The organism is Pseudomonadota bacterium, assembly GCA_039033415.1.
Lineage (GTDB): Bacteria > Pseudomonadota > Gammaproteobacteria > Xanthomonadales > SZUA-38 > JANQOZ01.
In genome coordinates, this window is sequence record JBCCCR010000002.1 from 88,715 (window position 1) to 102,760 (window position 14,046).

Sequence of the window (14,046 nt, forward strand, 5' to 3'; positions counted from 1 at the left end):
TGTCCCCGCGGATGAAACAAAGGCAGAGTGTAAGCGCTGTCGCTGCGGCCACCGATGTCGTCGGCAGGCTTGTCCACAATGTGAAACATAGCCAGGATTTTTGGGCGGATCCCGGCAAACTGCGTCCACACTCTGCGCCGTGCAACCGGAGTCTGAATCGGCAACGCCGCCCGCGCCAGCTAGACACTCCGTTCACGGTCGATCGTACTACGGTGCCGATACGGAAGCGCCAGATCGCATCGGCGCTGCTCCCAAGTGGGTAATTCTGTCGCCAGCATCGGCCACCCGATCGGCCGCACAAACGAGGAAACCGCGAGGATGACTATGAACCAATCCGATCTCGTTTCACCCGATCGTCGCAGCCTGCTTAGCGCCGCTGGCATGGGGATGGCAGCAGGAATCAGCGGAACATGGTCGGAGCCTCTGGCCGCCGCGGGACTCGAAGACTCGCCGGACCTGCAGGATCCCTGGATGCGGGAACCGGAGCGGGCGTTCAGGAATTTCCTGCGGGTGCAGGGCGACCTCACAGGGCTGATTGCGCCTCAGTGGTGGCGCGGCGCCTACCTCGCCATCTATCCCGACCGCAATCCCGAATTGCTGTTTCGTATGGAAGGGTGCGAGATGAAGCGGATCGTCGACCTCGGCGGTGGAAGGTACGAGTTCCAGTATCAGATTTTTACATCCATGAAAGACCCGGTAACCAACGAGACCCTGAACGGCAAGCGCTGGCGAAATCCACTCACGGGCGACGAGCTTACCGTTGAGCCGAACATCTCAGCCGCTAACCGGATCGTCTCACTCTCTGATCGGGGCATCGTTGAGACCCGCGAAGGTAAAGATTTTGAGGCGGTGATTCACTCATTTTGGACGGCCCAGGGGCCGTTCGCCATGCACAGCGGCTTCAAAGACCGCCCCAGCAAGCGGCCCGTGCCGCTGCAGGCCTACGCGACCAGCTTTTTCGACCGCGCGGCGGCAGCAGATTTTGAAGCGCCACGGCTGGACGTTCGGTTCGCGACCAATTTTATTGCGCCCTTTCAGCGCTGGATGGAAATGCCACAGGAAGCGGGTCACGCCGTTTGGCACGCGTCCGGCCACAAGGCAAAGGACGTGGCAAGCCTGCCGGAGAGCTATATGAAAGAATTAACGGCCTACAAACCTGAAATAACCAACTGGATTGGCAAGGACGGCAAGGCATGACCGCTTTGACCTCAGCGCAGCAGGGGCCCGACAGTCCGGCCACTACCGAGGCGCAGCCGGCCTCGAACGTCAAGCTGGAGCGGCCAGCGCCCTGGTACACGATGATGGGATTTGCGTTTGGCACCTTTCCCGACAGCATCAAAAACTTCGCCTGGGACCTGTTTGTCCTGTTTCTCTACACGCAGGTTCTCGGTCTGTCTGGGACGCTCACCGGGCTGGCCCTGCTGATCGCGCTCTGCTTCGACGCGGTGTCCGACCCCTACGTCGGCTTTCTTTCCGACCGGGCCCGCAATCTCCGCTTTGGTCGTCGTCATACATTTATGCTGTTGGCCACGGTTCCGTTCGGGCTCTGCTTCTACTTCCTGTTTGTGCCGCCGGCCGGACTGGGGCAGTGGGGGCTGTTTGCCTGGCTGGTCGTATTTGCGATCTTGAGCCGCTTGACCATTACGTTGTTTGCGGTGCCGGTCAAAGCGGTCGGAGCTGAGCTCAGCCGGGACGTTTCGGTTCGGCCCAAGATTATTGGGATCGGCACGATTGGTCTGACGGTAGCGCGCATCAGCCTGCCCCTACTCGCGTTTGGCTTTTTCTTTCTGGAAAGCGAAGAATATTCGCGCGGACAGCTGAATCCAGCGAACTACCCGCCCTTCGCCATCACTTTCGCCCTGGCTGCCGTGGTCTGCATGCTGATCAGCGTGGCGACGACCATAAAGCCGGTACTGGAGATCGAGCGCCTCGAGCCTCCAACACCGAGACCTCGCGTCGGGCCGCTGGAAGGGGTCAAGGCCGTCATTTCCGCGATGACCGTGACGCCCAACGTGCGTTGGTCGCTGGTGCTGGCCATCGTGGTGTTCTTTTCCATCGTCTCGATAGCGATCCTTAAAATCCACCTGGTGACTTACCTCTGGCAAACGCCGCCGGATCTGACCAAGTGGATTATCTCGGCCCAGTACATCGGCACCGGAGTCGGCGCGGTGATTTTGCCCTTCGTGGTCAAAACCGTGAACCGCAAACTGTGTATCGGAGCCGGCATGGTCGGTTTCACCACGCTGTCGGCGGTTGCTGTGCTGCTGCCGGTCTGGGGCTTCCTGCCTCCACCCGGCACGCGCGAGTTGGGCCAGGTTCTGATCGGCATCTTTACGGTTGCCGGTCTGCTGCTCGGCATATACTTTGTCGCGATCGGTTCCCTTTCGGCTGACGTTGCGGACGAGCATGAGGCCAATACCGGGAAACGCCAGCAGGCGTTGATCAGCGGCTTCGGCATGTTCGCCATCAAAGCCGCCGGCGCTTTAATGACGCTGGTAACCGGCATCTATCTCGACCTCATTGCGTTCCCCAAAGGAGCACCGGTTGGCGAGGTACCGCTGGAGAAAGTGCACGCTTTGGGATATTTCTCTGCCGGCTTTTGCCTGCTGGGCGCCCTCCTGGTAATGGGGGTCGTCTCCCGATTTGACGTGTCCATCACCAAACAACGAGAAATCAATCAGCGCCTACAGCGCATGATGAAAGCCGAGACGAAAGAGTCTGCGGCCGCCGCCGCAAGCCAATAGGCAGGAGCCACTATGTTAGTCATCTCACAACAAGCCTGGGTCACCTCTGACACAGACACCCTCGCCCACCATGTTGAGCACCTCGTTTCGCTGGTTCGCCGGCGCCAGCTCGAGCCCGTCGAGGAACTGCTCGTGCTGCTGCCACACGGCACCGTAGAAGCTGAACCCGTCGCGGCTGACCAGCTCTGGTCGGCACTCGGATCGATTGCCTCGGTACAGGGCGTGATGCTCGCCGGTTCAGCGGTTGTCGGCAGCAGCGAGGAGACGTCGACCGTCGGCTTCCTGCTGTCCGCCAACGGAGAACCGCTGCTGACAACGGCCAAGGTCTCGCCAGACCTGGTTACCGGCATCAGCGACAACGCGACCTCAGCGCTGGGACAGCCGGCTGAATTCAAAACCGCCGTAACGGGTTTCGGGCAGGTGGGCATTCTGCCGGGCGAGGACATTCTCTCGCCGCATCTGACGCGGGCGCTGGTCTGGGCCGGCGCTGAAATCATCCTCAATCCCGTCGCCGAAGTCAGCGATCACCTTTTTCCAGGTCGTGAGACCGCTCGGGTTGCCAGAGCCTGGGAAAATACGGCGTTTGTTGCCGTGGCCAGTGCTACCGGCGGCGCTCTGGGTTCACCGGCCTGCAGCCGACTCGTCGACTTCAACGGCTACAGCACCGTAGCCGAGGGTGATGCCGATATTTTTATTCCCGATCTGGACATCGAGCGACTCCGCCGGCGGCGTAGCGCGATTGTTGCGGTGCAGCCGCTTCATCTACGCGCGAACCTGTACGCCGATGGATATGACAAACTGATTGCGGCCCGACCGGAGCCGCTGGGAAAGCCGCCGAAGAATCGAGTCGAGTGGATTGCGGAAGGCCAGCGACGAAAGGCGCTAACGCCCCCGTCGGATAAGCCTGGACGCATCGAGCAATACGACGTGCTGCTGACCCAAACCGTCAGCAAAATTATCCAGCGCACCGACGACGCGGTGGCGCTGCGCCGCGAGAACACCGAGCATGCGATGACGCTCGCCGGGCGCATGGCGGTCAGCCCCGGTATCAAGCTGGTGGTGATGGGTGAGTTCTTTATGCACGGCCAGGGCGGCCACGGCTTTCGTTCACCGGTGACGCTGCAGCGCCTGGCGATCCGCTATCCGGGTCCGGAACTGGAGCTGCTGCAGGATTTTGCACTCAAGCACAAAACTTATGTTTGTGGCTCAACCTTCGAAATCGACGACAAGCTGCCCGGGCATGTCTTCAATTCGGCGTTCATCCTCAACGACACCGGCCAGCTCATCCACCGCTACCGGAAAATCCAGTGTGCCGACGTCTGGGGATCGCTGCCCGACACCACTCCGAGCAGCATCTACGAACGCTACCTGGACACCTACGGCTATGACTTCCTATTCCCGATCGCCGACACGCCGATCGGCCGGCTGGGCACCATGGTGTGCTTCGATCAGGCGCACCCCGAAATCGCCAGAATGCTGACCAAGTATGGTGCGGAGATCATTGTTCACCCGTCCTCGGAAGGCCACGGCAGCGGCCGCGACGGTTGGGACGCCGCGCGCGCAACGCGCGCGTTCGAAAATACTGCCTACGTGGTATCAGCTATGCCCGGCGGCGAATACTTCAACCCGAGCAGCGGTGCCCTGCCTACAACGCAGATGCGCGGCCACTCCCGCATCATCAACTTCGACGGCAAAGTGCTGGGCGTTGCGGACGGCCCCGGTGCCTGCATCCTGACCGGCACCATCGACCTGAAGGCGCTGCGGCGGGCCAGGGCCAACGCGATGACCAATCTGCCCCTGTGGGACGACCCGGAGGTCTATGCCCACGCCTACGCGGGAGACGTGGGCTTACCCAACAACCTTTGGGGTGATGATCCGATGGAAAACCCCTATGTCGGCCTCGGGCCCCTCAAAGAGCGGATCAAGAGTTTCTACGAGCGCGGCATCTTTGTTCGCCCCGCCGGCATGGACGGGGACGCGGTTCCACCTTCGAGCAAGGTTTATGGCCCCGCCCTCAAGCCGAAGGCCAAACCCAAAGAGTCGACCCGACTGGCGGACCAGGAAAGGCTGGACGGCGAGTCGATTCAGATCTAGCGACCCGCTGAAAGTCGCCCTGCTGCCCCGCGGCGACTATCCATCCACCGCCTGTCCCGGAACGTCTGCGGATGAGGCTTCGAAGCTCAAGCCGATACGCTGCGCGGTCTCGCGCAGCATCGGCAGCACCTGCTGACGCTCAGACGAACGGGTCACGGCCTTGCGGACAAAGCGCACGCTGAGGCTAGCCAGGATCTGGCCGCGCGCAAAGACCGGCACGGCAATTGCGCCCCACTTGATGGCGTGATGCTGCACCCGGCTGGTATCGAAACCGAGCTCGCGGATCTTCATGAGCTGCTGTGAAACGCCCGAGGTATTCCGAGCGCGAAAATCATCCGGGTTGCGAGATTTTTGCAAAATCTGAATCAGCATGTTGCGCTGCTCTCCCGAGCAGTGGGCGAGGTAGACCCGGCCCGTAGCGGTCGAGAGCAGGCCAACGCGCCGGCCCGCCAGCGATCGGCGAACCACCAGGGGGCTTTCGGGATCGGTCGTTTCGCGCAACACCATCGAGGGCCCCGACAGTGTGGCGATAGCAATTGGCCAGCGCAGCTCAGCACCAAGCTTCCGCATATGAGGTTTGGCGCAGACCGAAACCCAGGTCTCCTGTTCAAACCCGCAGCTTAGAGCAAGCGCCCGCTCGGCGGGCCGATACATATTGGAGTTGGGGTCGTTGAGCACCACCCCGGCGACGCAAAGCGTCTGGAGCAAGCGGTAGCAGGTCGGCCGAGGCAGCTCAAGCGCGTCAGCAAGCTCAGAGTTGCGAGCTTCCCCCAGCGCGTTCAGCTTCTCGAGCACAGCGATCGCTTTGAGGGTGGTTTTGCTGACTCTGACTTTTTCCGTCAACGCGGCTTCGCCTGAATTCCGAGTGCGGTCCAGCAAACAGTGCCACGAAGGCGCCAGCGGTGCCAGCGAACCAAACCTTGCTTCCTCAGCCGTTGCCTGCGGTTGCCGCTGTCTGGGTCGTCGGTGCAGCGATGCTCAAGCGGTGGGTTAGCGCCAGGAGCAGAAGCAGACACACGCCCGAAGCGGTCAGCGCCACTGCTGTGCCGGCAGAGCGAGCAACCGCCCCCCACAGCAGGCCGCCGCCCGCGAGACACGCAGTGCCAACGGCAAATACGAACGAAAGACCTCGACCACGCAGTGCTTGATCAAGCTGAAGCTGGGCGGCCACCATGATGCTGTTGGAGCAAAACATCCAGCTTGCGCCGATAACCGCGAGAAGCGGCCCAGACTGCGTCGGGCTGTCTGAAGCACCAAACATCATCATGCCCAGCGCACAAACGAATAGCCCGGTTGAAAGCCGCCTATTAAGACGCTGATGACCGAACCTGCTGATGAGCACCAGTCCAAGGAGAGAGCCAACCCCAAAGCATGCGTACATCAACCCGTAGGTACGGCTGTCGCTGAATTGAACGGCCATCAGTGCCGGCACTGCGGCCGAGCAGGCAAAAAATGAACCGAGTCGAATGAGGATATTACGTTTCCAGCGCGTTATCGCAGCAAACATCAGTCCTTCTTTGACTGCGCCCAGAAATTCCTGGCGAATGTTGTCGGGCAGCTGACGCGCGGGCTGATACCTCAACTGCAGAAACAGCAGCACGATCAGCACCATCAGCACCGTGTTCAATGCCAACACGGTGCTCACACCAATGGTCGCGATCAAAAGGCCGGCCAGGGCCGGCCCAAGGATCCGCGAACTCGTTTGCGCCATGCTGTTGAGGCTGACGGCGGCCGGAATTTGTTGGCTTTCCACCAGATCTGGGATCAGCGTAGCCACGCCAGGCATTCGTAGAGCCTGCCCCATGGCAACCAGTGGCAAAAAGGTCAGCAGCAGCAGCGGGGTCATCCGTCCGCTCACGGTTACCGCCAGCAGCAGAGCAAGGCTTACCGCAAGCCAGACATGGGTCCAAACCATCACGCGCCGTCGGTCGGCAAGGTCGGTCAGCACGCCGGCGGGAATTACCAGCAGCACAATCGGCAGCTGCAGCGCCGTATAGACCGAAGCCACCAGCAGCGGATCAGCGTCTGTCATGACGCGCATCTGCCACGCGCACACAACCTCCGTCATCCAGAACGCCATTAGCGACAGACCGTTGGCTACCCACAGCGCACTGAAGCCTGGACTGCGCAGGGGCGTGAGGAAGCCAGGGGGTGTGCTTGTCTCGTTCACGGGCGCACAAGCTAGACCATATAGCGCCGCTGCTTCGCACATCACACAAGGGAATGCCACAAAGTGAAACAGGCGCATGGCGATGGGAAGTCACATAGTGAAACGGCGGTAACCTTACTTGTGAGCGTGAGAAAGCCACTGCTACGCTGACTCGCTCCAATCATCGATTTTATTTTCGGGCGCGCAGCGCATCATAAACGGAGGCTTTATCCGGATGAAAACAATATCTTGCTTGACGCCGATCACAACGCTGGCTCTGGGAATTGCCCTGGCGCTGCCGGTCAGCCAACCGGTCATTGCGCAGGACGAAGACAGCCTGCTTGAGGAGATCACGGTGACTGCGCGCCGGCGTGACGAGTCCCTGCTGGACATACCGTTGACGGTCTCTGCCTTCACGGCGGACGCGATCGAGAAGGCGGGCTTTAATACGATCAATGATCTGATCACGGCCGTTCCTGGCGTTACATACGAAAGCTTCGAGGCCGAGGGTCGAGGCGAGTCGGCTAGCTTCCGCGGCGTTTCGACAAACACCGGCGACCCAACGTTGCAGAATTCGTCGAAATTCATCGATGGGGTCTATGTATCGGGATCGCTCTACACCGTCTTGCTGGACGACCTGGAGCGCGTGGAGGTCATCAAAGGACCCCAGAGTGCGCTCTTCGGCCGCGCCACCTTTTCCGGCGCCATCAACTACATTACCAAGAAGCCTACGAACGAACTCCGAGGTAATCTCCGTGCCTCGGTCGCCGAACAAAGTCGGTACCAGGTCAGCGGCACGGTCTCCGGACCGATCGTCGAGGACACGCTGTTCTTCCGCGCCAGCGCCGGTACGTTCAGCCAGGGCAGTCCCTATAACAACATCACCAACGGGGATGAGATGGGTGAGCAGGACATTGATTCCTTTTCCGGAGCCCTGCGATGGACCCCCAACGAAAACCTGACCGCTGACCTCACGCTGATGTACGCTGACGCATTCTTCGGCGAGGCAGCTCGCGCCACCACGCCGCTGAACATGGGTGAATTGGACTTTCCCCTGGACTCGGTCATCGGCGGAAACGTTGACCAGCTCAACAACCCCGGCCTCGATTCCGAAACTTTTCGAGCGAACCTGGCCGTCAACTACCAGCTGGATAACGGCTACAACCTCGACTTCATCGCCGGCACCGGTAAAGAGGAAACGACGAACGAAACCGACGGCAACTACGATCCGAACGTCGTCAGCTTTCTGTCGTTCCTGTGTAATGCCGGTCCTTTTGTCGGCCCGGACTGCAGCATCTTCCAAACCGTCGTGGACCGCGAGCTGCAATCCGACTTTCTCGAGTTCCGGGTGACTTCACCGGATGAGGGTCCGCTGCGCTGGCTGGCCGGCATCTCTTACTTCGACGAAGACTTCGACCAGGCGCGGCTGCGAAACTTCCGGCTGCCGCCCGAGTTTAAAAATTCCAATAACTTCTCGGTTTTCGGCTCGGTTTCGTATGACTTCACCGACCAGTGGACCCTGTCACTGGATGCCCGATTCCAGCAGGAAGATATTGAAGTTTCCGTACCGGAGACCGGCCTGAATCAGCAGGATGACTTCGATTCATTCCTGCCTCGTTTGCTCGCGGAGTATCAGCACAGCGAAGACACGTTGTTCTACTTCAGCGCTGCCAAAGGGAACAAGCCCGGCACCTTCAACCCCTCAGCGCCGCCAGAGTTTTTGACCGTGGATGAAGAGGAGATGTGGAGCTATGAGCTGGGCGCCAAGATGTCCGGCATGGACGGCCGGCTCAACTTCCAGGGCGCCTTCTACTACATCGACTGGACCGATCAGACTTTCCGCTTCAATGACCCCGATCCGCAGTTCGGGAGCTATTTTATCAACGCCGGTGAGACTGAGGTCGTGGGCCTGGATCTGTCGCTGGTTGCCAGCCTGACGGAAAACCTGAGCGCCACGCTCGCCTACAGCTGGATCGACGCGGAGTTTCAGGTGTTTGAATCGCTCAACGCGGTTGACGTGATCGGCACCGCCGACGTGTCCGGTAACCAGACCCCACGAACCGCGGAAAACTCCGCTTTTGCCTCGCTGCAGTATTCGGCGCCGCTCAACGCATTTGGCAGCAACACCGAGTGGTTCGCCCGGGGTGACGTGAGCTATCGGGACGAAATGTTTATCGACGAGATCAACCTTGAAACGATTGAAGCGCGGACCCTGGTGAACCTGCGGGCCGGCATCGACACCGGCAAGGTGCGATTCACCGTTTTTGTTGAGAACGCCACCGACCAGGATGCCCCAACCTCCGGCTTCCGCTTCGGTCAGGTCGCCCTCGTCGGCCTGCCGATGCCGAGACAGGTTGGCGCAACGGTGACGGTGGCGTTCTAAATATACGCCACGAAACTTCGCCGGCTTCACCGTTGCCGCTGCAGCCGCAGCGGTGCGGCCGACACACTCATAACGGATAGACCGATGACCCAAGTCGCAACCCAGATTCCCACCGACGATACGCAGCCCATGCTACCGGCCGTTAAGCGTTTCATCAGCCAGCTTCGCGACCTGCACGCCAATGAGCCCGATGAGGCGATTCGCTGGAGCGCAGCCGCAGAGCGTTTGCAAGAGCTTCTGGCGGATCCAGAAGTGAAAGCCCACGCCCGAAACTGGCCCACCAGCCCAGCCAAGCTCGGCCTGGAAGGGAAACACGCCAACCTGATCTTTTATCAGGATCCTGACTATGGCTTTGTGATCAACGGTTTGATCAAAAAACCAGCGGCCAAAACCACCATCCACGACCATGGCAGGTCCTGGACCCTCTACGGTGTGCTCGACGGAACCGAGTCGGTGCTTCGATTTCGCCGCACCGATGGGGGGGCGCCCGGCGATCTGCCCCAACGTGCGGAAGTGGAGGCCACCGAAACCGTCCATGTCGGCGAGGGTCACGTGGACTGTATTGCACCTTGGGAAATCCACGCCGAATACAATGACGACAAAGCAACGTCGACCGCTGTGATCGTGCGCAGCCAGAAGAGCGGTACCTTCATCCAGAATATCTTCTATCAGAAGGATAACTCGGTGGAGCAGTACCACGGCCCGGAGCAGATTCCCTATAACTTCGGCTGAACGCCGAGGCCGCTGCAGGAGTCAATACCGGAGTCTTTGACCTTGTCTGAACGCGTCTTTCCTCTACCCGGCCCGTTCAAGATCCATCGAATTGTCGAGATGGAGGGGGCGTTCTTGCAGCCAGGAACCCTCTTCCCGGACGCGACACCCGAGGCCGTAAAGGCCACAGAAACCGCCCAAAACCCCAAACTCTACGACCCGATCAGCGATCGGCTTGTCATGTCTTTCCAGATGTTTGTGGTACAGACGCCAAGCAGCACCATCCTGATCGACGGCAGCGTCGGCAACGACAAAGAGCGGCCCCGCAACCCACCGTGGCATCGACTCAACGGCCCGTTTCTCGCTGACCTCGCAACGCTAGGGCTAAAGCCGGACGATATCGACATGGTGATCTGCACCCATCTTCATGCGGACCACGTCGGCTGGAATACACGGCTGGAAAACGGTAGCTGGGTGCCGACTTTCCCCAAGGCTCGCTATGTGTTTGTGCAAAGCGAGGCGTCCTACTGGCGCCAGGTGCTGGCGGAAAATCCACCTGACCTGGTGAATCACGGATCCTGGGGCGACAGCGTTGAACCCATTTTCCAGGCGAATCAGGCCACGGAAGTACCGGGCGACTATGAGGTCGAGGAAGGCGTACGACTGGTCAGCGCACCCGGCCACACGCCGGGCAACGCGGTGGTCAGGCTGGAGCAAGACGGCGAGCGGGCCTACGTGACCGGCGATGTCATCCATCACCCGATTCAGGTTGAGCAGCCCCGCTGGTCATCCTGTTTCTGTTCGGACCCTGAGCAGGCGTCGCAGACACGAGTGGCCATGCTCGACACGATCGCCGATGAGGAGGCGTGGCTGCTGCCCGCGCATTTCCCAACTCCGACCGCTACGCAGATTCGACGGGGCAACGCGGGCTTTCAGATGGTACAAGGGTACTGAGACCGCGGTGCCCGACCGCAACAAAGTGTTATGACAACGAATGACGAAGGGTTTTACCAGCCATGAGCACAGGAATCAGCCGACGAGGATTTATTAAGGCAGGCGTCGCCGCGGGACTGACGACCCGGATCGCCGGCGCAAGCACGTTGAAGTCCAAGCCGGACGTTATCGTCATCGGCACCGGGCTGTCGGGACTCAATGCAGCCAGCCTGCTCGAAGAGATGGGCGCCAAGACCCTTTGCCTGGAAGCGCGCCAGCGGCCCGGCGGACGGCTGTTCAGTCATCCGACCGTCACCGGCAACCCCGAATGGGGTGGCGACTCTATCCTCGGCGGCTACGCCCGCATGCAGGACACCGCCCGGCGCCTGGGGATCAAGCTGATCGACCACCAGGGACGGCGCGAGCTGTCGCCGGAGGCACACAGCGACCCCAAGCGTGTGGAGCTGGCGCTGGGCGGCAAGCTCATCTCCCGGGATGAGTGGCCCAATCATCCGCTGAACGCGATGCCTGAAGGCGCGCGGAATCGCTTTCCTGGCCGGGGTTTTTTCCAGGGCGAGATCGGCAAACAGAACCCGCTGGCGTCTTTTGCCGACTGGATGAAACCCCAGAGCGCGAAATATGACCGCTCCGCCTACGAGTTCTTTAAAGAGCAAGGCTGGAGTGATGCAGCCATCGAACTCAACTACAACACCAACGTTCAATACGGCACCTCAGCCCACGACGTTTCGATGCTCATGTGGTTCTTTGTGCAGGCCTGGTTCAAGCTGCAGGGTGACGTCGCCCGCGTCGCCTACAAAGTCGACGGGGGAAATCAACGCTTCCCCGAGACGATGGCCAACGCGCTCGATGGCGGCGTTCATTACGATAAACAGGTGGTCGGCATTCGCTCCGGCAAGACCGAGGCTGAGGTTCACTGCCATGACGGCAGCGTCTACAAGGCGGGACGGGTGGTTTGCTCAATGCCCATACCGACCATGCGCTGGGTTAAGTTTGATCCGCTGCTGCCGCCGGCGAAAGCAAAAGCCATCCGCACCGTACAGGTTCAGCGAATCACTAAGGTGGTGATGGTGCCCAAAAAGCCGTTCTGGGAAGAGGACGGACTTAGCCCGGCGATGTGGACCGACACGGAGGCCGGCGAGGTGCGGGCGCTGCGCGAAGGCGAGGATTCGAACGACGTCACCTGCCTGATGGCCTGGGGACGCGGACACCTGGCAGATCGACTTGATACCTATGGTGATGAAGTGGCGATGCAGCGGGTGATGGCAGCCTACGAAAAGCTCCGCCCTGCGGCCAAAGGACAGCTTGAGCTGGCCGGCATCAAGTCCTGGCAGTCTGATCCCTTTGCCGGCGGCGACTGGGCGATCTGGGGGCCGGGCCAGGTTACCGAAAGCCTGCCGGCGCTCATCGAACCCGCCGGCCGGGTCCATTTCTGCGGCGAGCATACGGCGACCAGCAATCGAGGCATGGAAGGCGCCATGGAGTCCGGCGAGCGTGCGGCCTTCGAGGTGGCGAAGCTGCTCTCATGAGCTCGGAGAATCCTCGGCGGCCAGCCCGCCACTTGGGCAACGCTGGACCGCGAAGGCGCTGATGGCGGCAACGCCTCTCAAGAGCGTCTATCGGCCGACGCATGACGAAGCCGCCCGGCAGCGCTTCGTCGGCGCGCTGAAAGGCTATCTTAACGGCCCGCTGGAGTCGCGTCTGGCCGAGCACTACGACCGCGTCATCAAACCGGCTTATGTCGAAAAGCATGGCCGGAAGCCGCAAGACCGGAACGAGGGCACCGAGGCCTTCGCCGACGATCATCTTTTTCAGCTTTGGGGCAGCTCGGTCTTTGCCTCGCAGGACTTGATGTGGGAATCGCTCAACCAGACCTGCAGCCGGCTGCTGCCCGAGTTTGAGGCGCGCCGTCATGCGCTGGCTGGCCGGGTAACACGGGGCTCGCTCGAGCTGGATGACGCGCTCGTCCCTCCAGACCCGATTCGCCAAGTGGAGATTCACCGCCAACCTGGCGGCTATTTCGGCCGACCCGGCGATACCAGCCTGCGCCAGGGCATGGACTATCTCGGCACCGGTGAACTGTACATGGCGGCCAAGGGGATCTCCGAAGTCGGACGAGCCGGTGAACCCGGCATGGGGCGCTTTTTGCTCGGCGCCATGCAGCGACGATTTCCCGAGCTTGAGCCTGCGAAGATCCTCGATCTGGGCTGCGGTGCCGGTATCCAGACCATCGCTTACCGGGAAGCATTTCCCGAGGCGGAGCTCTGGGGCGTCGATCTGTCCGCCCCGTTTCTAAAGTTTGCTCACGTATGGGCGGAGGATCAGGGGCTGGCGATTCACTACCGTCAGGCCGACGCCCGGGATACGGGTTTCCCCGACGCCAGCTTCGACCTGATCATCACCCATATCCTCTTTCATGAAACCTGGCATGACGTGCTGCCGGGGATCATGCGCGAGGCCCACCGTCTGCTCAAACCCGGCGGCCTGTTTTTTAACGGAGATACGCCCTACCAGCCGGCGCGACTGTCGATCCCCAAGCAAGTCACCAACCACTGGCAGGTGGTGAACAACGGTGAGCCCTTCTGGACCGGCTATGCCGACACCGACATGCGGCAGGCGCTCATCCACGGCGGCTTTCAGCCTGACCAGGTGTTTGCCGAATACGAGCCGCTTGGGACCGGCGAGACCTACGTCTTTGGCGGGATCAAAGGCTGATGGCGTTAGAAGATGACCGACCATTTCAGCTCCCGCGTCCCGAGCAGCTGGAAGCGCTATCACCGGATCAAGTCGTCGCGGTTGTATTGCGCCTGGCGATGGAGCTGAGCGTGCTTCGAGACCGTCTCAGAACGCACGAGCAGCTGCTGGCCGAGCATAACCTGCTGTCGCCTGAATCCGTTGATGGCTATTCGCCCTCCAGGGAAGAGGCGGCGGCACGCATGGATGCGGGTCGCAAACTGATCGAACAAATCATTGGCGACCTGAGCAGCTAACGGATAATGAGCAGCAATCCCGGC

Annotated in this window: 11 protein-coding genes; 9 read left to right on the forward strand and 2 right to left on the reverse strand. The window is 60.8% G+C overall.

The genetic code is table 11. From position 1 onward, the window contains the following. The first annotated feature begins 318 nt into the window (after positions 1–318). From AAF358_02050 to AAF358_02060, 3 genes are read left to right on the forward strand one after another with little or no spacing between them, the layout of a single operon-like run. Positions 319–1,197, forward strand: a complete 879-nt coding sequence (locus AAF358_02050; GenBank protein ID MEM7704300.1) for a DUF1838 family protein — start codon at positions 319–321, stop codon at positions 1,195–1,197. Further along, positions 1,194–2,744 (forward strand): MFS transporter, encoded by a 1,551-nt coding sequence (locus AAF358_02055; protein MEM7704301.1) that lies wholly within the window; start codon positions 1,194–1,196, stop codon positions 2,742–2,744. Before AAF358_02050 ends, AAF358_02055 begins: the two co-directional genes overlap by 4 nt. 12 nt (positions 2,745–2,756) lie before the next feature. After that, positions 2,757–4,838, forward strand: a complete 2,082-nt coding sequence (locus AAF358_02060; GenBank protein MEM7704302.1) for a nitrilase-related carbon-nitrogen hydrolase — start codon at positions 2,757–2,759, stop codon at positions 4,836–4,838. Positions 4,839–4,874: 36 nt separating this feature from the next. Here the strand turns inward: AAF358_02060 and AAF358_02065 are convergent, their stop codons facing one another. Together AAF358_02065 and AAF358_02070 are read right to left on the reverse strand one after the other, a co-directional pair. Continuing rightward, on the reverse strand, positions 4,875–5,681 hold the full coding sequence (locus AAF358_02065) for an IclR family transcriptional regulator C-terminal domain-containing protein (GenBank protein ID MEM7704303.1): 807 nt from the start codon (positions 5,679–5,681) through the stop codon (positions 4,875–4,877). An 85-nt stretch (positions 5,682–5,766) separates the two neighbouring features. Beyond that, on the reverse strand, positions 5,767–7,008 hold the full coding sequence (locus AAF358_02070; protein MEM7704304.1) for an MFS transporter: 1,242 nt from the start codon (positions 7,006–7,008) through the stop codon (positions 5,767–5,769). A gap of 214 nt (positions 7,009–7,222) precedes the next feature. Between AAF358_02070 and AAF358_02075 the strand changes: the two genes are divergently transcribed. The 6 genes from AAF358_02075 to AAF358_02100 all read left to right on the forward strand — a co-directional run bounded on the left by AAF358_02075 (position 7,223) and on the right by AAF358_02100 (position 14,022). After that, positions 7,223–9,370 (forward strand): TonB-dependent receptor, encoded by a 2,148-nt coding sequence (locus AAF358_02075; GenBank protein MEM7704305.1) that lies wholly within the window; start codon positions 7,223–7,225, stop codon positions 9,368–9,370. A gap of 84 nt (positions 9,371–9,454) precedes the next feature. After that, a complete protein-coding gene (locus AAF358_02080) occupies positions 9,455–10,102 on the forward strand; it encodes a hypothetical protein (GenBank protein ID MEM7704306.1) in 648 nt (215 codons plus the stop codon). A 42-nt stretch (positions 10,103–10,144) separates the two neighbouring features. Continuing rightward, positions 10,145–11,035, forward strand: coding sequence for an MBL fold metallo-hydrolase (locus tag AAF358_02085; protein MEM7704307.1), 891 nt, complete (start codon positions 10,145–10,147; stop codon positions 11,033–11,035). A 62-nt stretch (positions 11,036–11,097) separates the two neighbouring features. Beyond that, positions 11,098–12,561 carry an NAD(P)/FAD-dependent oxidoreductase gene (locus AAF358_02090; protein ID MEM7704308.1) on the forward strand — a complete coding sequence of 488 codons (1,464 nt, stop codon included), beginning with the start codon at positions 11,098–11,100 and terminating at the stop codon, positions 12,559–12,561. Between the two features lie 61 nt (positions 12,562–12,622). Beyond that, complete coding sequence (locus tag AAF358_02095; protein ID MEM7704309.1) at positions 12,623–13,747, forward strand: class I SAM-dependent methyltransferase; 1,125 nt, start codon at positions 12,623–12,625, stop codon at positions 13,745–13,747. Further along, positions 13,747–14,022 carry a hypothetical protein gene (locus tag AAF358_02100; GenBank protein ID MEM7704310.1) on the forward strand — a complete coding sequence of 92 codons (276 nt, stop codon included), beginning with the start codon at positions 13,747–13,749 and terminating at the stop codon, positions 14,020–14,022. The genes AAF358_02095 and AAF358_02100 overlap by 1 nt, the downstream gene beginning before the upstream one ends. The last annotated feature ends 24 nt before the right edge of the window (positions 14,023–14,046 follow it).

Bases quoted from the DNA above. Each gene is read 5' to 3' on its own strand.
- AAF358_02095 (MEM7704309.1), top strand. From the start codon at position 12,623: ATGGCGGCAACGCCTCTCAAGAGCGTCTATCGGCCGACGCATGACGAA.
- AAF358_02050 (MEM7704300.1), top strand. From the start codon at position 319: ATGACTATGAACCAATCCGATCTCGTTTCACCCGATCGTCGCAGCCTG.
- AAF358_02080 (MEM7704306.1), top strand. From the start codon at position 9,455: ATGACCCAAGTCGCAACCCAGATTCCCACCGACGATACGCAGCCCATG.
- AAF358_02060 (MEM7704302.1), top strand. From the start codon at position 2,757: ATGTTAGTCATCTCACAACAAGCCTGGGTCACCTCTGACACAGACACC.
- AAF358_02075 (MEM7704305.1), top strand. From the start codon at position 7,223: ATGAAAACAATATCTTGCTTGACGCCGATCACAACGCTGGCTCTGGGA.
- AAF358_02090 (MEM7704308.1), top strand. From the start codon at position 11,098: ATGAGCACAGGAATCAGCCGACGAGGATTTATTAAGGCAGGCGTCGCC.
- AAF358_02055 (MEM7704301.1), top strand. From the start codon at position 1,194: ATGACCGCTTTGACCTCAGCGCAGCAGGGGCCCGACAGTCCGGCCACT.
- AAF358_02100 (MEM7704310.1), top strand. From the start codon at position 13,747: ATGGCGTTAGAAGATGACCGACCATTTCAGCTCCCGCGTCCCGAGCAG.